Source organism: Bacillus sp. BPN334 (genome assembly GCF_008368885.1).
Lineage (GTDB): Bacteria > Bacillota > Bacilli > Bacillales > Bacillaceae_G > Bacillus_A > Bacillus_A wiedmannii.
Genome location: NZ_QOZW01000006.1, coordinates 394,500 through 421,395, shown reverse-complemented (window position 1 = coordinate 421,395; position 26,896 = coordinate 394,500). Strand labels below are relative to the sequence as shown.

The following is a 26,896-nucleotide window of genomic DNA, read 5'->3' as shown; positions in this document are numbered from 1 at the left end:
TATGAAAACGGATATGCCGTTTATAATATGTATAAAGTTTTTATTTATAGGAGTTGAGACAGCATGAGCATGAAATTAGTCATTCTCGGCTTGCTACTCGAAGGAGATAAACATCCATATGAAGTGCAGCACATCATGAAAGAACGACAAATGGATTGTTATATTAAATATGCAAAAGGATCACTTTACTACGCCTTCGAGCAATTAGAAAAGCAGGGTGCAATTCGTATTACCACGATTGTTCGAGATACGAATAGACCCGATAAAACAATCTTTCATATAACAGAAGAAGGTAAACGGTTATTTCACACGTTACTATTAAAACAATTCGAGGCAAAAAATCAAATCTATAAACCAATTTATTCAGCACTCTCTTTCGCTCATTTTGGTGATGATCAAGAGTTAATTCCTATTTTAAAAAAAAAGAAAAATGATACCGTTCAATATTTACATAAAATGCAAACTATTTATGATTGTAGCAAAGGACACATTCCACGTGCACAACTATATATTTTACAAAGCGTTATTGAACATATTACAGTTGAATTACAATGGTTAAACACCCTCCTTACAGATGCAGTTGCAGGGCGACTGTCAGAAATTGATATAGATGAAAGGTAAACTTATAAAGAAGAAACTGTAAAAAGACAATAAAGTTATTTAATGTTAAAACCTAAACAAGTATCCCCCGTTCTAATTTAGGACGGGGGATACTTGTTTAGGTTTTGATATAACATGAACCGATTGTTAAATAACATAACTGGCATCTTATCTCTGTACAGATACACACTTCTTTATAAGTTTAATCGCACTTTATTTCAATTACCGCTACCTCTCTTCACTCTTATAAAAGTTAGAACAATCAGAATAATAAAAATAAAAACCTTTAGAATTTTCTTATTTTAAAACAGTAGACAAAATTCCAAAAATTGTGTTAGAATTTGTTTCAATATCATATCGCTTGTTAACTTCCTTTCAAAAGGAAAATAGGTACACGAAAATTTCGTTTCGTGTTTAAAAGGGAAGCTTGGTGAAACTCCAACACGGTCCCGCCACTGTAAATGCTGAGATTTCTTGTTTAGTGCCACTGTGAAAACGGGAAGGTGAAAGAAATTATATGAAGCATAAGTCAGGAGACCTGCCTGTTTTAGCAACACTGATAGATTCACGGATGATGATGAGGTGTTAAAACAAAAAGGAAGGCTTATTTTCTATGCCTTTATGCTTTTTGTTATAGGTATTTCCTAGTAAACGGAAATGCTTACTTTCAATTAGGGAGGAATTTAAAATGGCAATTCAAACAAGTAACTTAGGTTATCCACGTATCGGACTACAAAGAGAGTGGAAAAAAACATTGGAAGCTTTTTGGTCCAATAAAATCGATGAAGAACAATTTTTAACAACGATGAAAGAAATTCGCCTTCAACACGTTAAAGTACAGCAAGAAAAAGGGATTGAACTCATTCCAATTGGCGACTTTACATATTATGATCACGTTTTGGATACTGCTTATATGCTAGGATTTATCCCATCACGTTTTTCTGAGTTTACATCTTACCTTGATGTATATTTCGCAATGGCGCGTGGCTCTAAAGATCACGTAGCTTCTGAAATGACAAAATGGTTTAACACAAACTATCATTATATCGTTCCTGAATATGAAGAGGGATTACAAATCTCTTTAAAAGATAATCGTCCACTTCGCTTATACGAAGAGGCAAAACAAGAATTAGGAGTAGATGGAAAACCTGTTATTTTAGGACCATATACTTTCTTAAAATTAGCTAAAGGTTATACACAAGAACAATTCGCTACGATTTTAAAACAATTAGTTGCACCATACGTACAACTGCTTTCAGAACTACATGCAGCTGGTGCACAAGTCATTCAAGTTGATGAACCGATTTTCGCTTCTTTAACAAAAGAAGAAGTTCAACAAGCAAAAGAAATTTATGAAGCTATTCGTAAAGAAGTTCCAAATGCGAACCTTCTTTTACAAACATATTTTGATAGTGTAGAAGAAAACTATGAAGAAATTATTACATTCCCTGTATCCGGTATTGGATTAGATTTCGTTCATGGTAAAGAAGGTAATCTACATGCTATTTCAAAATATGGATTCCCAGCTGATAAAACTTTAGCTGTCGGTTGTATAGATGGCCGTAACATTTGGAGAGCTGACCTTGATGAAGTTCTTACGTTATTTACAACGTTACAAAAACAAGTCCAAACGAAAGACTTCATCGTTCAGCCTTCTTGTAGCTTATTGCATACACCAATCGATAAAACAGAAGAAATTCACTTATCGACTGAACTATTCGATGCGTTAGCATTTGCAAATCAAAAATTAGAAGAGTTAGTTCTCATTCACTCTGCTCTCACTCAAGGTACAGAAAGTATTAGTAATGAGCTGGAAACATATCGAAATGTACATCATACAATTCGTTCATCTGCTGTACGTAACCGTGAAGATGTCAAAGCAGCACGAACAGCACTAAAAGAAGAAGACTTCTCACGTCCTCTTCCATTTGAAAAGCGATACGAATTACAACAAGTTGCCCTAGAGTTACCATTGTTACCAACAACAACTATCGGTAGCTTCCCGCAAACAACTGAAGTTCGTCAAACGCGAAAAGAATGGCGTAACCGTGTTATTTCAAATGAACAATATGAAAAATTTATTGAAAAAGAGACAGAAAAATGGATTCGTTACCAAGAAGAAATTGGTCTTGATGTCCTTGTACATGGTGAGTTTGAAAGAACTGACATGGTCGAATATTTCGGTGAGCGTCTTGCTGGTTTCTCATTCACTAAAAACGGTTGGGTACAATCATACGGTTCCCGCTGCGTAAAACCACCTGTTATTTATGGTGATGTAGCCTTTATTAACGGAATGACTATTAAGGAAACTGTTTATGCACAAAGCTTAACAGAGAAAGTTGTAAAAGGAATGTTAACTGGACCTGTTACAATTTTAAATTGGTCCTTCGTTCGAAATGACATTCCAAGAAAAGAAGTTTCGTATCAAATTGCATTAGCTCTTCGTCACGAAATTGAACTACTTGAATCTTCCGGAATTCGAGTAATCCAAGTCGATGAGCCAGCACTTCGTGAAGGAATGCCACTAAAAGAAAAAGATTGGGACACTTATATTACATGGGCAGTTCAATCCTTCCTTTTAGCAACTTCTTCTGTAGCAAATGAAACACAAATTCATACTCATATGTGTTACAGTAACTTCGAAGATATTGTTGATGCGATTCGCGCATTAGATGCAGATGTGATTTCTATCGAAACATCAAGAAGTCACGGTGAATTTATTGATACATTAAAACATACAACATATGAAAAAGGCATCGGTCTAGGTGTATATGATATTCATAGCCCACGTGTACCGAGTAAAGATGAAATGTATAAAATCGTAGAACAATCTTTAGAAGTATGCGATCCTAAATATTTCTGGATTAATCCTGATTGTGGTTTAAAAACGAGAAGAACAGAAGAAGTTATTCCAGCTTTAGAGCACATGGTGCAAGCAGCAAAAGATGCTCGCTCCCTGCTAAAAACAAACGCATAACGAAAATGGGTTATCCTTATTGAGGATAACCCATTTTTTATTCTTTACTTTCAAAAAAGAATTCGTATTGTATTTTATATAATTCATCATCCGTTGGTTCTTCAAGAGGAGTTGCCTGTAATACAACTGTATACTCACCATTCGCAATAGGAATTTGAAATTTATTTGAAAGAATACTTGTTACAACGATACATCCATTTTCAACTGTAAAAGGAACTGTAACCGTTCTAATCGCTTCTTCTTTCTCAATATGCTTCCCGCAAGTCACTTTCACTTCACAAGTATAATCAGAGAGTGCTTCAAAAATAACAGTTCCATCCGCCTTCGCATAACCTCTTTCAAAATCTTCATCCGTCCAGTCAACGTAAGGCTGATCACCGTCATAGTTCATCAACATTAATTGCGAATAAGAAATTGTTAACTCCATCGTTCCCATTCTCCTTCATTATGAAATATGCAACTACTACTTTACGTCAAATTTCACACGCGTACCATCTGGGTATTTGTCCAACTTATTTCCTACCCAAGACCCTGCTCCGCGGTTATCTGCTGGACTTATATATTCAATATGTGCTCCTTTTCCACCTTCTTTACACATCGCCATTGGCCATTCATCACGATCATACCCTTTTTTTGATGGATATGGAGCTAACGATAATTTCCTTCTATCCGCAGCACCACTACGATCGATTGTACAAACTTCTGAATGTCCTTCTTTTATAGCATCCGTAATATGTTTCCCTGTCTCTGGATATCGCTCTTTCGGAAATTCTAGAACTTGATCATACGTATTCGTTTTTTTGATACTTGTTTCCTCTGGAACAAGTACTTCATACACCGCTACTACAATAGAAAGAATTGCAATAATTGAAATGATAATACCTTTTAATTGCTTCATGTATACCTCCATGATTCTACCAGTTTCTTTGCCTCCGTTATTATAACAAACTTCTCCTGTATATGTTTTCAGACATTATTTTAGCTCTTCTTCGCCATTCCGCCAAAAAACTCTCATTTTCCTTCATCTTTTCACTAATGCTGTAGAAAACTAATAACCTTCCGACATTCTTTTTCAAAGGAAGTCCTCATAAAAGATTGAAATGATATATACGATACTTTTTGGGGAGGAAATATTATGGAAGCTACCTATAAAACGAAAGATGTCACGAATAAAACAGGCATCCCAAAACATATAGTTCGCAAATATAGTCAACTGTTAGAGGATCATGGTTATATCATTTCCAAAACAGCTGATGCTCGCATTTATAAACTGGATGATTTAAAACTATTGAAATCTATACATGAAAGAGCTGCTACATTGCAAGAAGACATTTCAGAAACGATACCTATTATTTTAAAAGAAAAAGAGGACCCGCCTGTACCCGCTATACAAGATAAGCAAGAAATACAAACGAAAGAAAAAGAAGATGGGCGTAACTTTGAGGAGTTCATGTTAAAACTTGAAATGCTCGCTCAATTAAATGAAGCAATTATTCATCAAAATTCTACCCTTATTACCCAAAATCGTTTAAAAGATGAAAAGCTAGATGAATTGATGCAACAAGTTTATGTAAAAGAAGGCTCTCAAGAAAAAATGCTACAAGAGTTAGTGGATCATGCCGCTCAAACAGATGCCCTGCAAAAAGAAAAGATGGACTTATTAATGAATCATATGTATAAACGCGAATCTAAGCAAGAGGAAAAAATGAATAAACTCGTAAATCAAATTTATAATAAAGACAGCAATCGGGATGCACAACTTATGCAAGTAATTCGCGAAATTCAAGAAACAAAAAGAATGGTTGCTGCATCAAAAGAGCAAGGATTCTTGCAATCATTTAAAAGTTTATTTAGCCGAGCAAAACAAGAAAAAACAAATGAATAAACAATATAAAATAAAAAGTTACCTTCCATCGGTAACTTTTATTCCTTATTTCTTACAGCTGGCAATATAATAATCGCTTCAGTTCCTTTCCCACTTTCGCTTTTATATTCCAGCGTACCATTATGCGCTTGTAAAATACTAAATGTTACCATAAGTCCTAATCCTGTCCCTTTTTCTTTTAAAGAATAATACGGTTGTCCCAGTCTTACTAACTGTTCTTTCGTCATTCCAACACCACTATCTTTAACTCTTATTACTATCGTTTCATCTTTTTGCATAGCCGTTACTTTTAAATATCCTTTATTTCCTTGGATTGCTTCAATACCATTTTTAACAACATTCATAATAGCTTGCTTCAGTTTCGTCTTATCACCGATCGTATAAAGACTTTCAGAAATCTCAACTTGCAAATATACACCTTGCATCGCTGCAAATGATGACATAAGAGTTGTCATTTCTATTAATTGAGCGGATAAGCAAATGTGTTCTTTTTTCTCAATTTGTGGCCTTGCTAAATTCAAATAATCTGAAATAATTTGTTCTGCCCGATCCAATTCGGCTAATACGAGACGCATATAATCCTTATTTTTCACATCTTCCGTACTTTCTAACAATTGAATAAAACCACGAACAACAGTGAGTGGATTTCGAACCTCATGTGCAACACTTGCTGCCAACTCACTTACAATATTAAGCTTTTCTGACTTTTGCATCTCTGTACGTAATATTGCATTTTCGTTTAAATATTCTGTTAAGTACACTTGAAATACCATAGTCATAACCATAATAAGCGAAGCAAATATATATCCGCTATATAAGTGTGAAATATGTGGTGTAAACCCCGTTTCTAACAGAACGTTAATCATGCCAATCACTAAAGAAACAAGTACGTATAGTGATGAAATCATAAATGCTAAAATTAGCTTCTTATCCCTTGAAAATAGAGACCATTTCTTTGATAAAAATAATGGAACTATCAATAGAAATATTACTTCTATGACTGGAAGAAGGCTCATTCCCTTTAGCGCCCATTCATATGCAACAAAAATAACGGCCGGGATTAAACCAACAATCCCACCATATAAAAAACCACTAACAATCGGGATTGGGTGAAAGTTATACCCACAAATGTCACCAAAACAAATAGAGTATGTCATGGAGAGAACGAGTGTAATGCTGGATAAAAACATAATAAAGTAGCGGTTCGGCTTCGGAGGCATTTCTTGATAACGATTTAAACGAATCGCTTCATATAAAAATAGTGGCAAAATAATGATGGCAATTTGGATCATTAAATCACGGATCAGCTCCATAGCCTCTCATCCCCTATATGTATTTTGATATGATTATATCATTTTACGGGTTTATTTGTTTTAAAATTTTGATTTTTCTTAACATATTTGTTAATTCTTTGTTAACAACACATAATAATTGTTACAGATTTTCGAAATGAATGTAAACCCTGTACCAAATTTCCGTCGGGCAGTATACAATGAATACGGATTACAAAGAAAATAAAAAATACTTCATGAGACGGACAACTATAGCAAAATACAGCATATAATCCATACTATCTATGTTTACAAATAAGTGATCATTATTTTAGTAGGAGGAAGATAAATATGGCGGGTACTACGCTTGTTTTAAAAGAAGAGAATTTGGTTGTTCTAGAAAATGTTGAAAAATCAGTATATGAAGAGTTACAGCATAAAACCGGAGAAGAAAATTGCACATGTGCTGTGAATGAATCAGTTGTTCACCTTGGCAAAGTATCCTCTGTACTTTGGAATGAAGATGAAATAGATTGGGAGTACGGATATTAAAAAGTCGCTTACAGCGGCTTTTTTTCTATTATCGCTCTCTTTCTACATAACATATACGCAAGCGAAATCATAGAAAATATGTTAAAATGAACTTAATTTTCAAACGGAAGAAAGGGAGATACAATGGAACAATTCATTAACCCTAGAGTGAAGGACATCCAAATTTCTGGAATCCGTCAATTCTCTAACATGATTCAAAACTATGATAATCTTATCTCTTTAACAATTGGTCAACCCGATTTCCCTACGCCTTCTCTCGTAAAAGAAGCGGCAAAACGGGCTATTACAGAAAATTATACAAGCTATACACATAACGCCGGTTTACTAGAATTACGCAAGGCTGCTTGTAACTTTGTAAAAGATAACTACGATTTACAGTATTCGCCTGAAAACGAAACCATCGTTACAATCGGTGCCAGTGAAGCAATTGATATTGCATTCCGAACGATTTTAGAGCCAGGAACAGAAGTTATTTTACCTGCTCCTATTTATCCAGGATACGAACCAATTATTCGATTATGCGGTGCTACACCTATTTTTATCGATGTTCGTGAAACTGGCTTCCGTTTAACAGCCGAAGCGCTAGAAAATGCTATTACAGAAAAAACAAGATGCGTCGTACTGCCGTATCCTTCTAATCCAACTGGTGTAACTTTATCAAAAGAAGAATTACAGGATATTGTAACTGTTTTAAAAGATAAAAATATTTTCGTCCTTTCTGATGAAATTTATAGCGAACTTGTATATGAACAAAAGCATACATCTATCGCTCATTTCCCAGAAATGCGTGAAAAGACTATCGTCATTAACGGTTTATCAAAATCTCATTCTATGACTGGCTGGCGTATCGGTCTATTGTTCGCACCAAGCTATTTAGCAGGACATATACTAAAAGTTCATCAATACAACGTAACGTGTGCTACTTCAATCGCTCAGTATGCTGCAATTGAAGCATTAACAGCTGCTAAAGATGCACCAAAAATGATGCGTCATCAATACAAAAAACGTCGTGATTACGTATATAATCGACTCATTCAAATGGGCTTAACAGTTGAAAAGCCAACAGGTGCATTTTACTTATTCCCATATGTTGGTCATTTAACTTCTTCATCATTTGATTTTGCACTTGACCTTGTCAAAGAAGCTGGACTAGCTGTCGTTCCTGGAACTGCATTTTCTGAATATGGTGAAGGCTATCTTCGCTTGTCCTATGCGTATAGTATTGAAACTTTAAAAGAAGGCTGTGATCGATTAGAGGCCTTTCTACAACAAAAAGCTAAGAGTTAAACTCTTAGCTTTTTTATGCATAATGATCGCAAGTTTGGCGCTTTAGTAATTTATGAGGAATAATAATACACTTTGCAGTAGACTCCGCATTCTCTATTTTATCCACTAAAGCTTTTGCTGCCTCATATCCTAGTTGATAAATATTCACATCAACTGTCGAAAGTGGCGGACTCGCAATTTCTGATAATAAAGCATTGTTAAAGCTTATAATGGAAACATCCTTTGGTACAACGAATCCTTTTTTAGAAAGAGCACTTAACACACCAAGTCCAATTAAATCATCCGTTGCCACAATTGCTGTCGGTGGTTGCTGTAGTCCCATTAACTCCTCAACGGCTTGTTGACCACTTTCCCTCGAAAAATCAAAATGTAAAATATACTCTTTTGGTAATACAATGTCCGCTAATTTTAAAGCATCACTCATACCAGCCAAACGATCTCTCGTTACAAGTAAATCTGATCCACCGCCGATGAACGCGATTTGTTTATGACCTAATGAAATCAAATATTCTGCTACTTCTCTTGCAGCTGTATAATTATCATTATCTACATATGTAATTTCATCTTTTCGATCATACGGTTTCCCAATTAAAACAAACGGGAAATTTTGTTTATGCAAATATTGAATAATCCGATCATTCTCTCTTGAATATAAAAGAATAATGCCACCAATTTGGCGCCCCTGTACCATCTTTACAACACCATTAAAAATTTCATCTTCCGTTTCACCTGTCGACATATAAAGCGCATACCCTTCCACATGTGCAAATGAACTAATCCCTCTTATAACTTCTGGGAAAAACGGATTTTGAAAAGCTTTACTTGCAGAACTTGGCATAACAAGACCAAGTGTTTTTGTTGTTTGGTTAGCTAGATTTCTTGCGTTTAAATTGGGATGATACCCTAGTTCACTCATTACTTTCCGAACACGACGCTTTGTTTTTTCACTTATACTTGGATTATCAGCAATTACACGAGAAACGGTAGATGGTGCTACATTTGCCTTCTTCGCCACATCTTTAATTGTAACTGTCATAAAAATCCCCCTCCTCTCACTTCTCTGCCATTTTGTTATATATTTTAATCTTGCACCCGTTGCAAGTAATAGGAGAAGTCATAAACTTTCATTGATTCTATCTTGTAATACCTATCATATTCTCCCTCTCCATGTATTGTAAGGGATATAGCTCTTTTTTCCTATACTATAATATACTATTTATTTCACTTCTTTGCATATGTGATGTCAAATCTCTTTTCATCTCCCTATAAATTTTTTTATAGGGAGATGAAAAGAAAAATGGGACGTAACGTCCCATTTTTCATCCTTTCGTACCTCCAGCAGTTAAACCAGAGATAAAGTATTTTTGTAGTGATAGGAATAAAATTGAAATTGGGATTGCAATCAATACTGAACCCGCTGCGAACGTTGTAAATTCATTACCAAATTTCTTCGCTACCATTTCATATAACCCAACTGCTAACGTATAATTTTCTGGTGTGCGCAAAATAACACTCGCTAAAATGAAATCTGTAAATGGACCAATGAAAGTGAATAATGCCACAACCGCTACGATTGGCTTTGCAAGTGGCATAATGATTTGCCAAAAAATACGGAAATGTCCTGCCCCATCCATACGAGCTGACTCATCCAATTCTTTCGGAATCGTATCAAAATATCCTTTCATAAGCCATGTATTCATTGGAATTGCCCCGCCTACGTAAATTAAAATTAATGCAAGGTGCGTATCGATTAACCCTGTTAACTGTGCTAATACGTATAGAGCGATTAGCGCCGCAAAGTTCGGAATCATTTGCAGAATTAAAAACGTTAATAAACCATTTTTCCTTCCAACAAAACGGTATCTCGAAAATGCATAAGCAGTAAAACTAATTGCTAACACTGAGAAAATCATCGTTATAACACTTACTTTTAACGTGTTTTTATACCATAGTAAATAATTACTATTCTCTAAATCTAATAACTTACGATAATGATCTAACGTTGCATTTTGTGGAATAATACTTGATCCGGATAAACTATCACCTGGATTAAACGATGAGCCAATAATCCATAATAATGGATAGAAAATGATGGCACACATTACGAAAATAACGAAATAACTTAATGAGAGACGTAACATCTTTTGTTTTTTAATATTCATTTACATCATATCCTCTTCTTGGAATGATTTTGTTCTCTTAAATTGCCATAACGCAACTGTAATAACGATTAACGATAATATCATTGTAAGAGCTGCTGCTTTCCCGTACTGCGCCGAAGTCATCGTTAACTTATAAATCCATGAAATTAAAATATCTGTTCCACCTGCGTCTTGTCCAGCTACAGCAGGACCTCCGCCGTTAAATAGATAGATGATACTAAAGTTATTAAAGTTAAACGTATATTGCGTAATTAATATTGGTGCTGTTGCATATAGAACAAGTGGCAATGTAATTTTACGAAACTGTTGCCAAGCTGTAGCTCCATCTACTGTAGCTGCTTCATATAATTCTCCCGGAATCGATTGCAGTATACCTGTCGTCATTGCAAAGACAAATGGGAATCCAAGCCACGTTTGAATCATAATTAAAGCAATCTTCGCCCAAAATGGATCTGTCATCCAAGCAATCTTTTCAATTCCGAATAAAGCCAATACTTGATTGTTAATTGCTCCAAATGTTTCATTAAACATACCAGAGAAAACAAGAATAGATACGAATGCTGGAACTGCCCATGGTAAAATGAAGATTGTTCGAATAATTGCCTTCCCTTTAATACCAGGCTGATTTACGATAATCGCTAAGAAAATACCAAGCGCAACTTGTAATGTCGTTGCAACGAATGTCCAAATGACAGTCCAAGAAAATACACTTAAAAATGTCTCTCTCCACATCGGTAATGTAAAGATATCAATAAAGTTTTTAAATCCTACCCAATCTACTAATTTAGCTGGAGGAGAATGATATAAATCATAGTTCGTAAATCCAATTAAAATTACGAAGATGATTGGAAATACAACTACAAAGATAAGTAATAGAAAACCTGGTGAAACCATTAAATATGGAAAACCTTGATCTAGTAAATTACGGTATTGTTCTTTTACAGAGTTTAACGGTGTTCCTATATCACGTTTCTTCCCATTTTGGTATGCATCATATAAATTAAATGCATATATTCCGAGTCCAAAAACGATGACGATGAGTGCCAAGATTCCTTCTACTAATAGAAAGACAGAATGATCACGTGGAACTTCTGTACCAAGCGTTACAATTCCCCATAATCCCATATTTAATAAATCAGCAAAGGCTACAATAAATGAACCTGTTAATACTAGAAAAATAAGACCTTTTACAAATTGCTTATTATACATTTGGCCCACGCCTGGAATGATAGATAACATGGTTGCCATTTTCCTATGCTTTGAACCGTTTAAACCGTTTGCTGGTTCCATAGATGTTTGCATGTTCCTTCCCCCTTTTTTCTGGGAGAGAATTCGTGCCCCTCATATGAGAGGCACGAATTTCACCTTATTTTTTCTTACTATGATTTGCCTCAATATTACCTTTAATTTGCTTCACTGCATTGTCAAGTGCTGCTTTTGGTGCCTCTTTTTCCGTAACAACTAATTGAAGCGCATCTCCAGCTGGTTTCCATACTTCTTGCATTTCCGGAATGTTTGGCATTGGAATTCCATTTTCAGATTGCGTTGCAACTGCTTTTGCAGCTTCATTATCTTTAATAATTGGATCTTCCATTACTGATTTTACTGGAGGAATTTCTTTTGTTTTCTCAAATCGAATTTTTGCGTTTTCTTCATTTGTTACCCATTCAGTAAACTTTGTAGCTAAATCATTTTGCTTAGAGAAACTTGTTACATGCCATCCTTTAACTCCTACAAATGTTTTCATCGGTTGACCATTTGGTAATTTCGGCATTGGAGCAACACCATAATCAATTCCGTTCTTTTCCATTGCTTGGAACGCCCATGGGCCGTTCATAATAGATGCTGCTTTTCCTTCGTTAAATAGTCCATCAGCAGCAGGTCCACCAGATTCACCGATAATACCTTTCGGGAATAACTTTTCTTTGTACCATTTTTGAAGATATTCAGCACCTTGTACCGCTCCGCTATTATTTAATCCAACATCACTTGCATTTGGCTTTCCATCTTTTTCACCAAATACATAACCACCCATACCTGCCATAAATGCATTAGCAAAGTAGAAGTTATCTCCTAGTGTTAAAAATCCGTATTTGCCATCCTTCGTAAATTCTTTTGAGAAGTTAAACAGCTCGTCCATCGTTTCTGGCGCTTTTGGCATTAATTTTTTATTGTAAATAAAGACTGGTGTCTCAATTGCTTTTGGTAAACCATATAATTTTCCGTTATATTTCTGTGCTTCTATCGATGATTCAGTAAATCTACTCTTTACAGTATCATCAGCTTTCACTTCAGAAAGTAAACCTTCTGTTACTGCGTTTCCAATTTGATCATGTGGTAATGTTACAACATCTGGTCCCGTCCCCGCTGGTCCATCAAGGCGTAACTTCTTCACTTGATCTGTCATTTGCATTTCAACGACTTTTACTTTTACTTTATATTTTTCCTCAAAACTCTTCACTGCTGGTTCTAAACCAACACCTTTTTTATCATCTTCCCAAACGAGAAGATCGTAATCTTTCTTCGCTTTACTTTCTTCTTTTTTCCCTGAATCTTTCGGTCCACATGCAGATAACATACCAATTGATAATGCCGAAACCGTTAATAATGATAATGCTTTCTTCATCCCAAAAACCTCCCTAAATTGTATATGTACCCTAATAATTGAAAACGTTTGCATTAAATAGTTTAATAGAAGCGCAAACAACATCTCAATCTATGAAAACGTTTGCGCTATTTGTCTATCATTATACATTCTTTTATTCATTTTGCAAATATTAATTTTAAAATATTATTACTACACTCTTTATACATTGACTTTATATGAAATGAATACTACTCTTATAAGCAATATTAAAGCTATGCAAAAAGCAATCGTTTGCAACATATACTTTATTATTATACTTAAGGGAACAATATGCATGGAGATATTAAAGGGGGGCTTTTCTATATGCTTAAAGAAGCTATTTATCATAGGCCAAAAGATAATTACGCATACGCTTACGATGAAAAAACGATTCACATCCGAATACGTACTAAAAGAGAAGATGTTCAAAGCGCCACTCTTATTTACGGTGATCCTTATGAATGGAAAGAAGGGAAATGGATTACATCAAGTACAGCGATGAAAAAAACTGGTTCTACTGCATTGTTTGATTATTGGTCCATTTCCATCGAGCCTAAATTTAAGCGCTTACGTTATGGATTCGAATTAAAAAATGATATAGAAACGCTTATTTATGCAGAGCGAGGATTTTTTTCCACTATTCCAAATGATGACGTTGGTAACTTTTTCTGTTTGCCATTTATTCATGCAAATGATGTATTTCAAGCACCTTCTTGGATTAAAGACACCGTTTGGTATCAAATTTTCCCAGAACGGTTCGCTAATGGAGATCGTGCACTAAATCCAGAAAACACTCTTCCTTGGGGAAGCGCTGAGCCAACTCCAACTAATTTTTTCGGCGGAGATTTTGCTGGTATTATTCAAAACCTCGATTACCTTGTTAAGCTTGGAATTTCAGGAATATACTTCACACCTATTTTCAAAGCACATTCCAACCATAAATATGACACAATTGACTACATGGAAATCGACCCGCAATTCGGGACGAAAGAAACGTTCAAAGAACTCGTTCAAGCATGTCATACACACGGTATAAAAATAATGCTCGATGCCGTGTTTAATCATAGTGGATACTTTTTCGATAAATTCCAAGACGTACTAGAAAACGGCGAGAAGTCTGCTTATAAAGAGTGGTTCCATATTCATGAATTTCCAATTATAACTGAGCCACTTCCGAATTATGATACTTTCGCGTTTACACCGTATATGCCTAAATTAAATACAGCACACCCAGATGTAAAAGAATACTTACTTGAAGTTGGGCGTTATTGGGTAAGAGAATTTAATATAGACGGTTGGCGCCTTGATGTAGCAAATGAAGTCGACCACAGCTTTTGGAGAGAATTCCGAAGCGAGATAAAAGCATTAAATCCTGAAGTATATATTTTAGGAGAAATTTGGCACGATGCACTTCCATGGCTACAAGGAGATCAATTTGATGCTGTAATGAGCTATCCTGTTACAAACGCTCTGCTGTCTTACTTTGCTAATGATTCCATTAAAGCAAATGAATTTATGAAACAAATTACAGAATCTCTCCATTCCTACTCTATGAATATAAATGAAGCAGCGTTTCATTTATTAGACAGCCATGATACACCAAGAATATTGACAACATGTAACGGAGATAAAAATAAGTTACAGTTACTTTATGTATTCCATCTTTCTTTCATCGGCTCTCCTTGTATTTATTATGGAGACGAAATTGGTATGGACGGCGGTATGGACCCAGATTGTCGCAAATGTATGGTTTGGGATATGAAAGAACAAGATCATCTATTATTTACACATATACAAACATTAATTTCATTACGAAAGCAATATAAAGCATTTGGAGGACATGGTACTTTCCAATTCATCGAAGCAAATGATGAACATAATTATATTTCTTATACGAAAACATATGAAGATGAAACTATCTTTTTCGTTTTAAATCCGACTAATAGTGATGTTACAGCTTCACTCCCTCTCCATGTTACTGGAAAGAAAATCATTAACATTTATACAAACGAAGAATTTTCAGCGGAAGCAAGTGTATTACAGGTTACACTTCCTCCATATGGATTCTCAATCTTAACATGGTAATAAAAAATCCTTATGCCAAGGTGTGGCATAAGGATTTTTTTATTTTAATTTAAATACCATCGCTTCATATGGACGTAATGTCATGTTATCTATCGATCCACTCTCTACGTCGTAATTGTGTATGAATAACTCTGATTCACTATAAATAACGTCCTCAGGCAATTCAAATACACTTTCTTCCGCCGTAAAGTTTGCAATAACAAGAAGTTTTTCTTCTTCATATGTTCTTACGTATGCAAAAATAGAAGGATTATTATCTAATATTAAATCATATGATCCGTACACAACTATTTCATTATTTTTGCGTAGGTCAATTAATTTTTTATAGTAATAAAAAATTGAATCTTTATTTTGGATCGCTTGTTTCACATTGATTTCTTTGTAGTTAGGGTTTACCGTAATCCAAGGCTCACCTGTTGTGAATCCGGCATGATCTTTATCATCCCACTGCATCGGTGTTCTAGCATTATCTCGCCCTTTTATATAAATAGACTGCATCACTTTATCTATATCTTCACCGTGCTCTATCACTTTTTCCTTATACATATTTAATGTTTCAATATCTCGATATTCATCAATCGATTCAAATCGAACGTTCGTCATTCCGATTTCTTCTCCTTGATAAATATATGGTGTTCCTTTCATCATATGAAGCACCGTCGCTAACATTTTCGCAGATTTAATGCGATACATTCCATCATTACCAAAACGAGATACAACGCGTGGCTGATCATGGTTATTCCAATACAGGCTATTCCACCCTGTATGCTCTAATGCTTTTTGCCACTTCGTTAAATTCTCTTTTAAAGTAAGGAGTGAACATGGTTTTACATCCCATTTTCCGCCTTCTCCCGAATCTAAATCCATATGTTCAAATTGGAATACCATCTGCAGTTCTTTTCGTTCTTCTCCAGTATACATTTTCGCTTCTTCTGTCGTTACACCAGGCATTTCACCAACCGTCATAATATCATAATGAGACAATACTTCTTCATTCATTTCATGTAAATATTTATGAATGTTTGGACCGTTCATAAAATGCTTATGACCTGAAACATACCCCTCTTCTTCCGTTTCAACAGCTGGTAATCCCTCTTCTTTAGAAATAAAATTAATAACATCCATACGGAAGCCATCAATTCCTTTTTCTAACCAAAACTTCATCATTTCATAAACATCTTGTCTTACCTTTTCATTATCCCAATTTAAATCCGGCTGTTTTTTAGAAAACAAATGTAAATAATATTCATCTGTCATTTCATCATACTTCCATGCAGATCCACTAAAAGCTGCTCCCCAGTTGTTCGGCTCTTTCCCTTCTTTTCCAGGACGCCATATATAGTAATCTCTATATTTATTATCTTTTGATTTACGTGATTCAATAAACCAATTATGTTCATCAGAAGTATGGTTAACAACTAAGTCCATCATAAGTTTCATATTACGTTCATGCATTTCATGTAATAGCTCATCCCAATCTTCCATTGTTCCGAACTCATTCATAATTTTACAATAATCACTTATATCATAACCATTATCATCATTTGGAGATTCATAGACCGGAGATAACCAAATGACATCAATCCCTAATTCTTTTAAGTAATCTAGCTTTGAAATAATTCCACGAAGATCCCCAATACCATCACCGTTACTATCCATAAAGCTACGAGGATAAATTTGATATACTACACTTTCTTTCCACCACTGTTTTTCCATTATGCTACCCCATTTCATTAATAATTCGATTTTCTCTTTTTTAAGGCGCAAACGTTTTCATTAATGAATGATAACAGATTCTATCTTAATTTAAAATAGCGCTTACAACTTTTTATTCTTATTTTTCTAAGAAAACATACGAAAATTACTACTATTCTTCTAATAAATGAAAACGTTTTATTTTTTTGTTTATTTTTTGAATCTATTAGTTTATAATAAACTCAAAGAAAACGTTTGCATAATTTTTCTAGGGGGCAATACCATGGCAGAATTGAAATTAGAAAACATTTATAAAATATATGATAATAACGTAACAGCTGTAACAGATTTTAATTTACACATTCAAGATAAAGAGTTTATCGTATTTGTCGGTCCTTCTGGATGCGGAAAATCTACAACATTACGAATGGTGGCTGGGCTGGAAGATATTTCAAAAGGAGAGTTTTCAATTGATGGTAAGCTAATGAATGATGTCCCTCCAAAAGATCGCGATATCGCAATGGTCTTCCAAAACTATGCTTTATATCCACATATGAGTGTGTATGATAATATGGCATTTGGATTAAAACTTAGAAAAATACCAAAAGATGAAATCGATCGTCGTGTGAAAAATGCAGCAAAAATTTTAGGACTGGAACAATATTTAGATAGAAAACCGAAAGCGTTATCTGGTGGACAACGTCAACGTGTTGCGTTAGGTAGAGCAATTGTTCGAGACGCGAAAGTTTTCTTAATGGATGAGCCTTTATCCAACTTAGACGCTAAATTACGTGTTGCAATGCGCTCAGAAATTTCTAAATTACATCACCGTCTTGGAACGACAACAATTTACGTAACACATGATCAAACAGAAGCAATGACAATGGCTTCACGTCTCGTTGTTATGAAAGACGGAAAGATTCAACAAATCGGAACTCCAAAAGAAGTATATGAAACACCTGAAAATATTTTCGTTGGTGGATTTATTGGCTCACCAGCAATGAATTTCTTCCGTGGTAAATTAACTGAAACCGATTTCGTTATAGATAATTCATTAAAAGTTAAAGTAACTGAAGGAAAAATGAAGATGTTACGTGAACAAGGCTATGTAAATAAGGAAATTGTTTTAGGCATTCGCCCTGAAGACATTCATGATGAACTATTATTTTTAGAAGCTTCACAATCTACTGCCTTCACAACAAAAATCGAAGTTGCTGAGTTACTAGGTGCTGAATCTATTTTATATATGAAACTTGGAGATCAAGATTTTGCAGCACGTGTTGATGCAAGACATACATTTTCACCTGGAGATCAAATTAAACTAGCATTTGATATGAATAAAGCGCATTTCTTTGATAGTCAAACTGAACAACGTATTCGTTAAAAAATAATTTCTCCCTGTATAACATACAAAAAAACCGTCCACATACTTTGAGGGCGGTTTTCATTATTATACGAGGGCTTCTACTGTATGAAATGATTGTCCTTTCGTGCCAATAATACCGAAAATCGGTAAGTCACTCAGCACCACTTCTTCTTGCTGTTTCATAAAAGATGACGTTAATTGTTTTATCTCTATCCAAACGTCATTAATACAAAGTACATTGGAATCGTTCTCTTGTTGGCGAGAAAAAATAGAATCTATTTTATATAAACCAGCATTTTGAAAAAGCATATCAATGCGACTAAATGCATTCAAAGTAATACTGATAACGCGTTGCCAATCTCCTTGCTTTCCCATATCATAGGTTACAAAAAGTGCTTCTCCGCCTAGATTCGTAATTTCCTCCACTGTTGCTTGTCCACTTTCTTGATCAATGTCCGTCACAATTACTTTTGCGCCTTGTTTAGCCAACAAAAGAGCTGTATTACGTCCAATACCGATGCCACCGCCAGTTACGATAGCAACTTTTCCTGCAAGCTTCATTTTCATTACCCCTTCTATAAGTCTTACCGTCATTCAGTATACTCCTTTATGAGATTAGTCTGCAAGCAAGAAAAGTTACTTATTAATTTGTAAGCGATTACTTTTTTACTCCTTCTTTTTTCTTACTATTACGCTGATCGAAAACTAAACCGATGAAAATTAAAATCCCCCAAAAGATTACGCTACCCCCAGTCATTTCAATTTCCCCCTTATTATATAAAGATATTATTTTAATTATTATAACATTTTCTTAATTTTCAATCTATTAAAATCAAAAATGATATGGATTAACTTTTTCTTATTATATATCCTTTAAAATATATTTATATAATAAAAAAAGACCTTCTTATTTTATGTATAAAAAGGTCTCTGTTTTATTATACAAGACTTATCACTTTTGTTTTTGTAATTAAATCTTGAAAACCACAATTATCTTTGCGGAATAACATCATATATACGTTACATAATATCGGAATTCCAAGTAGCACTATGTTCGGTAATAACAATACAAAAAACCTTATAATTAATGTTTGTAATGTTAACTTTTCACTCTTCAATGAAATTAATTTTATTCTCGTTACCTTTTTACCAAGTGTAACACCGTTCCAAATAAAGGGTACCAAAATAAAATATATCGCCATTAATATAAAAACTACTGCGAGATCATATCTATAATCACCAAAACTAATATTAAAGCGATTAAAAATAGCACTATAATTTCCGGTCATAATAGCTACTACTGCACCATACATAACCGAGATTAAAAACATGTCAATTAGGGAAGCACCTATGCGATTCATTACAAGCGCTGGACGATGCATCTTTAACTTCATTTTATGTCGACTCCTTCATATCCTTCTTTACCCGTCTCATCGTACCACTTCTAAAAAACATTGTAAACTAGCGTTTCTCTTACTTTTCTTGTACAATGTGTTACAACAGCATTGTAAAGGAGGTTCCCATATTGAAAAAATGGATAATCCTATTCGTCGCATTCCTATTAGCCGGTTGTGCTGGAAATACAAATCATATAACTTATACGATTAACGATGAATACGAACTCATACGTACTTCTGGAAATGCATTTGAACTTTTCCCAGCACAAGATGCTGTATATGCCACACAATACATTCCTGCAAAAATTGCAGACATAGCTTGGGATGATAAATACATTATTGCAAAACAAATTGAGGAAAAATCAGATCCGAATAACCCTGACGGAGCAATTGCAAATAAAAAAAGTGAGCATTATTGGATTATTGACGTAAAGCATAATAAACGTTTTGGCCCTTATAATGAAAAGCAATTTAATGAACAAAAAGATGCGTTTAAAATTAAGGTACCTTTTCAAAGTGTAGATTCATACATAAAAGAACAGAAAAAACAGTCAGCATAATAGTTTAAGCGCTGACTGTTTTTTCTTACATATTTTTAAAACACCTTACTCAGAAAGTGAGATATTAAAAGTTTGTGCCTCTTTTACAACATCTTGCGTTTCTGTATCTGCTGCGACTACATTATCTGTTGTAAACTTAATATCCTTTACCTTTTCTTTTCCATCATCAAGTATTAAGCCGATAATACCATCTCTTGTTTCACCAGGCTTATAGTCTTCCCTTGATACATTTTTTGTACCAACGAGCGTATCTTCATCATATAAAAAGTTTTGAGTTGCTACTTTAAAATGTTGCTTATCATTAATCGTAACATCATTCATAGAGAAAAATTGCATATTTTTATTTCCGCTATTTTCCACCTTATATGTAATTTCAAGGTAACGAATCGTATCACTAATCTCTGTACCACTTATCGATGCATATAACTCCGCATCTTCTTGGCTTACTTTATCTCCTAATCTACGCTTTACTTCTTCAGGAGTTAATGCCGTAAATACTTTTAATGTATTTTTTGCATCTTTACTCATCTGCGATAAAGAGATTACTTTTACATCTTGTATGTGAATTTTCATTGGTGCTACTTCAAATGTTTGATTTACAGATTGAATCTGTTCTAACTTAAAAGTACCCCACCCTGTTTCTTTCACTTTTTGTCCTACTTTTTTCAGCTCACGCCCACCATATTCTTTTGTTTCAGGAATAGATTCTTTCTTCTTCGGTTCAACTTTCTTTTCTTCTTGATGGAAGCAACCACTTAACATAAGAAGAAAACTACATAAAACAAAAATATTTTTCCATGCTTTCATCATATAATTTCTCCTAACACTATCATTCATTAATATAAATTAGTCCTTTGCTTTGTAGACTATAGAAACAATGAGAAGCCCACAAAACGAACTTGTCAGTCCAGATACTATTATACCCCCTATTTGGAAAATATGAAAATAGGGATTTACAAACGCGTGAACGATAAATACTAGAGCTGCCACGATGATTGCCGAAACCCAATACTTCCTTTTTTCTGAAGCTATCATAATATCTTTCCCTGTTTCATCTTTATACTTCCATAATACGTATAATAGTAATAAGAAACCAACACATGTACTCCCGTGTTGCATATATTTATACACCGGGATACTATGTAATTCCCTTTGTAACAATGGTATTTCCATAACGAAGTAGCCTGTCTTATGAGTAAACGCATCCCAAACGACATGCGTGAGCATACCGAATAAAGCAGAATAGCAAAATACAAAGAAATCCTTCCATGTATGAAGCCCCCACCTCTCATCTACTACATATGTATAGTAGCCAGCAAATGGTTTAGGTAAATGTGTTATAAACGGCTTTTTTAAAATGTGATGATATATGTATGCGAGTAGAAATACAAGCGGTAAATTTAAATATAAGAACCCAAGCCATGTATGGCCAATGACACCATACGGTCTAAAGTGTAAAAAATATTCAAAATCAGGCGCCATACTCCCTAATATAAGAGCCGTTACTGAAATATATTTGGACTGCTTTTTCACAAAAGGAAGGACTGCTGCTGGATGCGCAAATGTAAACGGCATGTTTGAACTCCTTTTCATATCTTCAATAGAATACCATCTATCATAACGAGAGAATTGATCTTGATGCAATATTTATTTTCACATTGGAATATGATAGTTTACATGTTATAATCCACATAAAATATTCAGAAAATAAGGAGAGGTTCACGTGTCATTAACACTTGTATTTACTGTTTTGTTACAATCAAAATCCGTTATGAATTGAGGTTTATATATTGATTGATGTACCCTTTTTAAAAAATGTCACATTAAAAAAAGAAAATATCCCTAGTTTTTCCGCATATCCTTACTGTCTACCCGCTATCCGAACTTTACAATCACTTGCCTTCCACCCAAATGTAACATTCATTATTGGAGAAAACGGAACGGGAAAATCAACATTACTCGAAGCAATTGCAATCGCTTTAGGATTTAATGCAGAAGGTGGAACGAAGAATTTCCGCTTTAGCACAAACGATTCACATTCATCTTTACATGAATACCTTCGAATTTCGAAAAGTTTCAATACACCAAACGATGGTTTCTTTCTTCGCGCTGAATCATTTTATAATGTTGCTTCTTATATTGATGAAATAGATGCTATAAAATCTTATGGAGGTGTTTCACTTCATGAGCAATCCCATGGTGAATCATTTTTCTCCTTATTTATGAATCGTTTTTCAGGACAAGGTTTATACATTTTAGATGAGCCTGAGGCCGCTCTATCACCAATGAGGCAACTTTCCATGCTTATTCGAATGCACGAACTAGCGGAACAAGGTTCACAATTTGTTATCGCGACGCACTCTCCTATTTTAATGGCTTATCCTGAATCCACTATATATTCTTTAACACAAGAAGGGATTCATGAATCCACATTAGAAGAAACCGAGCATTACCAAACGACAAAACTTTTCTTTGAAAATCGTGATCGATTATTTCATCATTTATTTGATTCTTAATAAAAAAGAAGCAGCGATTGCTGCTTCTTTTTTATAGTGCTTCTATAAATAATGCGACCCCAATACCGCCACCGACGCATAGAGAGGCAATTCCTTTTTCTAAACCGCGTCTCTTCAATTCATGAATTAAACTTACAGTAATACGAGCTCCTGTACAACCAATTGGATGTCCAAGTCCTACACCGCTACCGTTTACATTCACTTTTTCACGGTCTAAACCTAATTCTTTCTCTACAGCTAGGTATTGAGCCGCGAAAGCTTCATTAATTTCCAGTAAATCAGCATCTTCTAATGACCAATCTACTTTTTCTAATCCTTTACGAATTGCTGGTGCTGGTCCAATACCCATAATTTTCGGATCTACTCCAGCTACTGAATATCCAACAATTCTAGCTAACGGTTGTAAGCCTTTTTCTTTCGCTTTTTCTTCGCTCATTAATACTAGAACCGCACTTCCATCATTAAGGCCAGATGCATTCCCTGCCGTTACAGATCCATCTTTACGGAAAGCTGGTTTTAATCCTGCTAATTTTTCCGCTGTAATATCTGCGCGTGGATGTTCATCCTTCAAAAATACTATTTCTTTTCTACGTTCTTTTATCGTAATAGGAACAATTTGCTCGTCAAAATATCCAGACTCGATTGCTTGTAGTGCCAATGTATGACTACGAAGCGCAACTTCATCTTGTTCCTCTCTTGTAATTTCATATTGGTCAACTAAATTTTCAGCCGTTTCACCCATCATAATATGGTGAATCGGATCTTCTAGTACTTCCCACACCGTATCACGAATTTCTCCGTGCTGTAGACGTTGTCCCCAGCGGTGCTGTTTTAATGCATAAGGGCTCGAACTCATCGCTTCTACTCCACCTGCAATAACAACATCACTTACACCTAATTGAATTTGCATTGCAGCTGACATAATTGCTTGCATACCTGAAGAACATTGGCGTTGGATTGTATAACCCGTAACTGTGTCAGGAAATCCTGCCGCTAATGCAGCTGTTCTTGCAGTATTTGCTTCATCAGTTCTTTGAATACAATGACCTAAAATTACTTCATCAACTTCGTGTGGTTCTACCCCGCCTCGTTTTACAGCTTCCTGAAGTACAGGAACCGCTAATTCTACTGGCGTTACATTTTTTAGCGCTCCTCCAAAAGTTCCAATTGGCGAACGAACTGCAGCTGTAATAACAACATTATGCATTTTGCACTTGCCCCTCTCTTATGTACCCTAGTCAGTTTTTAGGTGAAATTCCATAAGATGTATGTCTACATCTATCATACTATAAACATACTAAAAAATCAAAATATTTAATATAATAAAAATAGAAGGAATTAACCTTCTATTCTGTTAATGCATATAAAAATTTTTGTAAAATTTTCTCTGTCGTTTCATTCAATTTTGGTAACTTATCTACCGGAAAATATTGAAGCTTCAATCCCTCATGATCAAGCCTTAATTCTCCACTCACATGATGCCCCTGATACAGATGAATAACATTAAAAATTTCATCCCCATTAGGATAACGGAAATATACTTCCTTTCCTGATAAGACACCTAGAAATTGCATTATTTTTGCAGTTAATCCCGTCTCCTCTAATAATTCTCGGCGAGCAGTTTCTTCCGTCGTTTCTCCTAGTTCCATCGCGCCGCCAGGTACACCCCAATCATATGTATCTGAACGATATTGAAGCAATACTTCTTGATTATCATTTAGTATAATTATTGCTGATCCAACGAGAATAAGTGGTCTTGTCCCAACAACTTTGCGTAAATCTTCAATATACCCCATTATGTAAATTCTCCTTTCCTCACCCTCCCTTATCATAACAAAATTTTTCTCCTTTTGTTGATGTAATTTCCAAGAAAAAAAAGGAAGCTTTCGCTTCCTTTTTTCCATTTTTATTTCTTAAAACTTTCATATTTTACAGCTTCAAAAGCTTCTTCAATTTCATCATTACGATAATGAACGTATGTAAAACGCCCTAATTCTACTAATCTTGCTATTTCTTGTAACGCTTTATGTTGCTCATATGTTTCCCCCAGCTTAATATGTACATAAAACTTCATTAATGGATGTTCATATAAAGGTTCTCCCACCTCTACATATACATCTTCCACCCCTTGCACAACTCTTACATAACTTGCAAATTGATAAAGAGCTTCTCTGTCTGAAACGATTTTTAATGTATACATATATTCTCCCCCTTTCCTTTACTATATCAAAAAGATGATCACACTACGTTATAGAACTATGAAATTTTTTCGACTTGTAATAAACAAGGCGTTTATCCATACATAGGGTCTTTTCCCAACATATATTATAGGAAGAATTTTTTTCAGTTGAGGTGTTCCTTATGGATCCATACGTCAATATATGTATTTGCATTACTCCAGGCGCCAATATTTCTGATGACCGTATCGCAAAAGATTTAGCAGTTGCAGAATCAATTTGGCACCCCATTACATTTCAAATTAAAGACGTAATTATTTTAAATGAACTTTTTCGTTTTTCTGACCGTGAAATTAGTTATAAAAATTCTATTCAAAGTCAGGAAAAATTAGCATCCTTTTTCCAAACGTGTGTAAATGAAGCTCCTGAATGCGACCTTTACATTTGTTATATTGGCAGTGATTATTTCAAAGAAACAGCCGTAATTGCCTGCGCTTACTCTTTAGCAAAACAACAGCAACTTACTGGTTATATCGTTTTAACAAACTCGGCTGCCCCCATGAAAAATATATACACGCTCGCTCACGAAGTCGGTCATATTTTATTTACAAGACGTATTCACGGAAAACTTACTCACGCAGATCCTCATTCCCCAACTGGCTCGGAGCACCATCCTTCTCCAACAAATCTTATGTACCCTATCGTACCTCGTCCTGAAAACGTCCATATTCATTCCTTATTAACAAACGAACAAAAAGAGCTCTCTTTACAAAGCTCTTTATTACAAAGAAAAAAACAGTAACTGTCATGTTACTGTTTAAAACAACTTATTTAATCAACAAACCAATTCTCGGCTGCCAAAGGATACACTATACATCTAAGCGTAATCTCTCTTAAAATCAAAATATAGTATTTCTTTGGAAATAATTTATTGTATATCCAGAGCAGCCACTTTTTTTGAACTACTCGTTTATACTTTTTCTCTCTTCAATTTTTAAAGACCATCTCATTAATCCATATATACTTCCATACATAAGTAATATCTTTGCAATTCCCCAAAATACATTTTTTTCTTCTAATCCTTTAAATATAAACATAATCGCTAAAGGAACAAGTAGCACCAAAACACCCATCCAACCAAGAACATACACTTCTCCAACGAAAAGCAATAAAAAGATACTTGCTGCTAATATATATGTTTGCATTGTCGACAATTGCAAAATAGGTGTCCCGTACCATTTATCAATAAACATCAATAATACTAATAATAAAATGGGAACCATTACTATTATGTAAATAATCCCGAACTCTACAAATTTATTTTTAAAAGAAGACATTCTAAACGCAACAATGGTTCCAATAATCGTAATGATTAAGACGATAGGATAGCCAATTAACTGTATATTCGTTAGTATAAATTGCTGATTCGGATTATTAAATAAAATATGAGTTAATATCCAATACCCGCCAATACCAATTATCATGGCAAGAATACTCTTTATACTCCCGCCTTTATCCTTATCCATTTCTTTCGCTAATTCTTCCGCATATTCTTTTGGTGAATCACCGAATATATCGCTTACCGTCTTTCCCTCTTTCTCACCTTCTATTAAATGAAGTTCTGCATCTTCTATAAAAGCGTCCACATCTTCTTCTTTCATTCCTTTTGTTATTAAATACACTTTTGTATCGATTAAAAACTTTTCTCCTTCTTTAGAAATTTGCATGATAACCTCTCCC

At 34.6% G+C, this 26,896-nt stretch carries 27 protein-coding genes and 1 riboswitch; of the genes, 10 read left to right on the top strand and 17 right to left on the bottom strand.

The window, feature by feature from the left end:
* Positions 1 to 63: 63 nt before the first annotated feature.
* Both DN393_RS09270 and metE read left to right on the top strand, forming a co-directional pair.
* A complete protein-coding gene (locus DN393_RS09270) occupies positions 64 to 621 on the top strand; it encodes a PadR family transcriptional regulator (protein WP_149173470.1) in 558 nt (185 codons plus the stop codon).
* A gap of 350 nt (positions 622 to 971) precedes the next feature.
* A riboswitch (cobalamin riboswitch) is annotated at positions 972 to 1,160 on the top strand.
* A gap of 128 nt (positions 1,161 to 1,288) precedes the next feature.
* On the top strand, positions 1,289 to 3,577 hold the full coding sequence (metE, locus tag DN393_RS09265) for a 5-methyltetrahydropteroyltriglutamate--homocysteine S-methyltransferase (RefSeq protein ID WP_149173469.1): 2,289 nt from the start codon (positions 1,289 to 1,291) through the stop codon (positions 3,575 to 3,577).
* A gap of 37 nt (positions 3,578 to 3,614) precedes the next feature.
* Here metE and comJ read toward each other — a convergent pair whose 3' ends face one another.
* The gene (gene comJ, locus DN393_RS09260) at positions 3,615 to 4,004 is read right to left on the bottom strand and encodes a competence protein ComJ (protein ID WP_098103105.1); all 390 of its coding nucleotides are present in this window, start codon (positions 4,002 to 4,004) and stop codon (positions 3,615 to 3,617) included.
* Between the two features lie 36 nt (positions 4,005 to 4,040).
* Positions 4,041 to 4,475 carry a DNA-entry nuclease gene (gene nucA, locus DN393_RS09255; protein WP_064474927.1) on the bottom strand — a complete coding sequence of 145 codons (435 nt, stop codon included), beginning with the start codon at positions 4,473 to 4,475 and terminating at the stop codon, positions 4,041 to 4,043.
* Between the two features lie 237 nt (positions 4,476 to 4,712).
* Here nucA and DN393_RS09250 point away from each other — a divergent pair, with 237 nt between their 5' ends.
* On the top strand, positions 4,713 to 5,462 hold the full coding sequence (locus DN393_RS09250) for a DUF3967 domain-containing protein (RefSeq protein WP_064474926.1): 750 nt from the start codon (positions 4,713 to 4,715) through the stop codon (positions 5,460 to 5,462).
* Between the two features lie 38 nt (positions 5,463 to 5,500).
* On the opposite strand, the gene kinB is transcribed toward DN393_RS09250, so the two are convergent.
* Positions 5,501 to 6,775: a sporulation sensor histidine kinase KinB gene (kinB, locus tag DN393_RS09245; protein ID WP_000420381.1), complete on the bottom strand. Its 1,275-nt coding sequence runs from the start codon at positions 6,773 to 6,775 to the stop codon at positions 5,501 to 5,503.
* Positions 6,776 to 7,084: 309 nt separating this feature from the next.
* Here kinB and DN393_RS09240 point away from each other — a divergent pair, with 309 nt between their 5' ends.
* On the top strand, positions 7,085 to 7,285 hold the full coding sequence (locus DN393_RS09240; RefSeq protein WP_000929285.1) for a hypothetical protein: 201 nt from the start codon (positions 7,085 to 7,087) through the stop codon (positions 7,283 to 7,285).
* 123 nt (positions 7,286 to 7,408) lie between these two features.
* Positions 7,409 to 8,572, top strand: a complete 1,164-nt coding sequence (locus DN393_RS09235) for an aminotransferase A (RefSeq protein ID WP_000434595.1) — start codon at positions 7,409 to 7,411, stop codon at positions 8,570 to 8,572.
* A 13-nt stretch (positions 8,573 to 8,585) separates the two neighbouring features.
* On the opposite strand, the gene malR is transcribed toward DN393_RS09235, so the two are convergent.
* The 4 genes from malR to DN393_RS09215 all read right to left on the bottom strand — a co-directional run bounded on the left by malR (position 8,586) and on the right by DN393_RS09215 (position 13,360).
* Complete coding sequence (gene malR, locus DN393_RS09230; RefSeq protein ID WP_064474924.1) at positions 8,586 to 9,608, bottom strand: maltose operon transcriptional repressor MalR; 1,023 nt, start codon at positions 9,606 to 9,608, stop codon at positions 8,586 to 8,588.
* A gap of 283 nt (positions 9,609 to 9,891) precedes the next feature.
* Complete coding sequence (gene malD / locus DN393_RS09225; RefSeq protein ID WP_064474923.1) at positions 9,892 to 10,734, bottom strand: maltosaccharide ABC transporter permease MalD; 843 nt, start codon at positions 10,732 to 10,734, stop codon at positions 9,892 to 9,894.
* Positions 10,735 to 12,036 (bottom strand): maltosaccharide ABC transporter permease MalC, encoded by a 1,302-nt coding sequence (gene malC, locus DN393_RS09220; protein WP_001194989.1) that lies wholly within the window; start codon positions 12,034 to 12,036, stop codon positions 10,735 to 10,737. It abuts the gene before it with no gap.
* 64 nt (positions 12,037 to 12,100) lie between these two features.
* A complete protein-coding gene (locus DN393_RS09215; protein WP_064474922.1) occupies positions 12,101 to 13,360 on the bottom strand; it encodes an extracellular solute-binding protein in 1,260 nt (419 codons plus the stop codon).
* A gap of 324 nt (positions 13,361 to 13,684) precedes the next feature.
* Between DN393_RS09215 and DN393_RS09210 the strand changes: the two genes are divergently transcribed.
* Positions 13,685 to 15,445, top strand: coding sequence for an alpha-glycosidase (locus tag DN393_RS09210; protein ID WP_064474921.1), 1,761 nt, complete (start codon positions 13,685 to 13,687; stop codon positions 15,443 to 15,445).
* Positions 15,446 to 15,484: 39 nt separating this feature from the next.
* Here the strand turns inward: DN393_RS09210 and malL are convergent, their stop codons facing one another.
* On the bottom strand, positions 15,485 to 17,161 hold the full coding sequence (gene malL / locus DN393_RS09205) for an oligo-1,6-glucosidase (RefSeq protein WP_064474920.1): 1,677 nt from the start codon (positions 17,159 to 17,161) through the stop codon (positions 15,485 to 15,487).
* Between the two features lie 262 nt (positions 17,162 to 17,423).
* Here malL and DN393_RS09200 point away from each other — a divergent pair, with 262 nt between their 5' ends.
* Positions 17,424 to 18,524 carry an ABC transporter ATP-binding protein gene (locus DN393_RS09200; protein WP_064474919.1) on the top strand — a complete coding sequence of 367 codons (1,101 nt, stop codon included), beginning with the start codon at positions 17,424 to 17,426 and terminating at the stop codon, positions 18,522 to 18,524.
* Positions 18,525 to 18,590: 66 nt separating this feature from the next.
* On the opposite strand, the gene DN393_RS09195 is transcribed toward DN393_RS09200, so the two are convergent.
* From DN393_RS09195 to DN393_RS09185, 3 genes are all read right to left on the bottom strand, one after another.
* The gene (locus DN393_RS09195; protein ID WP_064474918.1) at positions 18,591 to 19,100 is read right to left on the bottom strand and encodes an SDR family NAD(P)-dependent oxidoreductase; all 510 of its coding nucleotides are present in this window, start codon (positions 19,098 to 19,100) and stop codon (positions 18,591 to 18,593) included.
* 64 nt (positions 19,101 to 19,164) lie between these two features.
* On the bottom strand, positions 19,165 to 19,263 hold the full coding sequence (locus DN393_RS09190; protein ID WP_000145657.1) for a hypothetical protein: 99 nt from the start codon (positions 19,261 to 19,263) through the stop codon (positions 19,165 to 19,167).
* Positions 19,264 to 19,444: 181 nt separating this feature from the next.
* Complete coding sequence (locus DN393_RS09185; RefSeq protein ID WP_098092797.1) at positions 19,445 to 19,900, bottom strand: RDD family protein; 456 nt, start codon at positions 19,898 to 19,900, stop codon at positions 19,445 to 19,447.
* A gap of 131 nt (positions 19,901 to 20,031) precedes the next feature.
* Between DN393_RS09185 and DN393_RS09180 the strand changes: the two genes are divergently transcribed.
* Positions 20,032 to 20,463 carry a DUF3997 domain-containing protein gene (locus DN393_RS09180; RefSeq protein ID WP_149173468.1) on the top strand — a complete coding sequence of 144 codons (432 nt, stop codon included), beginning with the start codon at positions 20,032 to 20,034 and terminating at the stop codon, positions 20,461 to 20,463.
* 45 nt (positions 20,464 to 20,508) lie between these two features.
* Here DN393_RS09180 and DN393_RS09175 read toward each other — a convergent pair whose 3' ends face one another.
* Entirely contained in the window at positions 20,509 to 21,273 is a 765-nt protein-coding gene (locus tag DN393_RS09175) for a hypothetical protein (protein WP_064474916.1), read from the bottom strand.
* Positions 21,274 to 21,309: 36 nt separating this feature from the next.
* Positions 21,310 to 22,038: a DUF4184 family protein gene (locus DN393_RS09170; RefSeq protein ID WP_064474915.1), complete on the bottom strand. Its 729-nt coding sequence runs from the start codon at positions 22,036 to 22,038 to the stop codon at positions 21,310 to 21,312.
* A gap of 215 nt (positions 22,039 to 22,253) precedes the next feature.
* Here DN393_RS09170 and DN393_RS09165 point away from each other — a divergent pair, with 215 nt between their 5' ends.
* Positions 22,254 to 22,979: an AAA family ATPase gene (locus DN393_RS09165; protein WP_000567976.1), complete on the top strand. Its 726-nt coding sequence runs from the start codon at positions 22,254 to 22,256 to the stop codon at positions 22,977 to 22,979.
* A 31-nt stretch (positions 22,980 to 23,010) separates the two neighbouring features.
* On the opposite strand, the gene DN393_RS09160 is transcribed toward DN393_RS09165, so the two are convergent.
* From DN393_RS09160 to DN393_RS09150, 3 genes are all read right to left on the bottom strand, one after another.
* Positions 23,011 to 24,186 (bottom strand): acetyl-CoA C-acetyltransferase, encoded by a 1,176-nt coding sequence (locus tag DN393_RS09160; RefSeq protein WP_149173467.1) that lies wholly within the window; start codon positions 24,184 to 24,186, stop codon positions 23,011 to 23,013.
* Between the two features lie 139 nt (positions 24,187 to 24,325).
* Complete coding sequence (locus tag DN393_RS09155) at positions 24,326 to 24,775, bottom strand: NUDIX hydrolase (RefSeq protein WP_149173466.1); 450 nt, start codon at positions 24,773 to 24,775, stop codon at positions 24,326 to 24,328.
* 110 nt (positions 24,776 to 24,885) lie between these two features.
* Complete coding sequence (locus DN393_RS09150; protein WP_000288329.1) at positions 24,886 to 25,179, bottom strand: DUF3928 family protein; 294 nt, start codon at positions 25,177 to 25,179, stop codon at positions 24,886 to 24,888.
* Positions 25,180 to 25,340: 161 nt separating this feature from the next.
* On the opposite strand from DN393_RS09150, the gene DN393_RS09145 reads away from it, so the two are divergent.
* Positions 25,341 to 25,958 (top strand): hypothetical protein, encoded by a 618-nt coding sequence (locus DN393_RS09145; RefSeq protein ID WP_048562415.1) that lies wholly within the window; start codon positions 25,341 to 25,343, stop codon positions 25,956 to 25,958.
* Between the two features lie 160 nt (positions 25,959 to 26,118).
* On the opposite strand, the gene DN393_RS09135 is transcribed toward DN393_RS09145, so the two are convergent.
* Positions 26,119 to 26,883, bottom strand: coding sequence for a DUF1129 domain-containing protein (locus tag DN393_RS09135; RefSeq protein WP_149173465.1), 765 nt, complete (start codon positions 26,881 to 26,883; stop codon positions 26,119 to 26,121).
* Positions 26,884 to 26,896 lie beyond the last annotated feature (13 nt).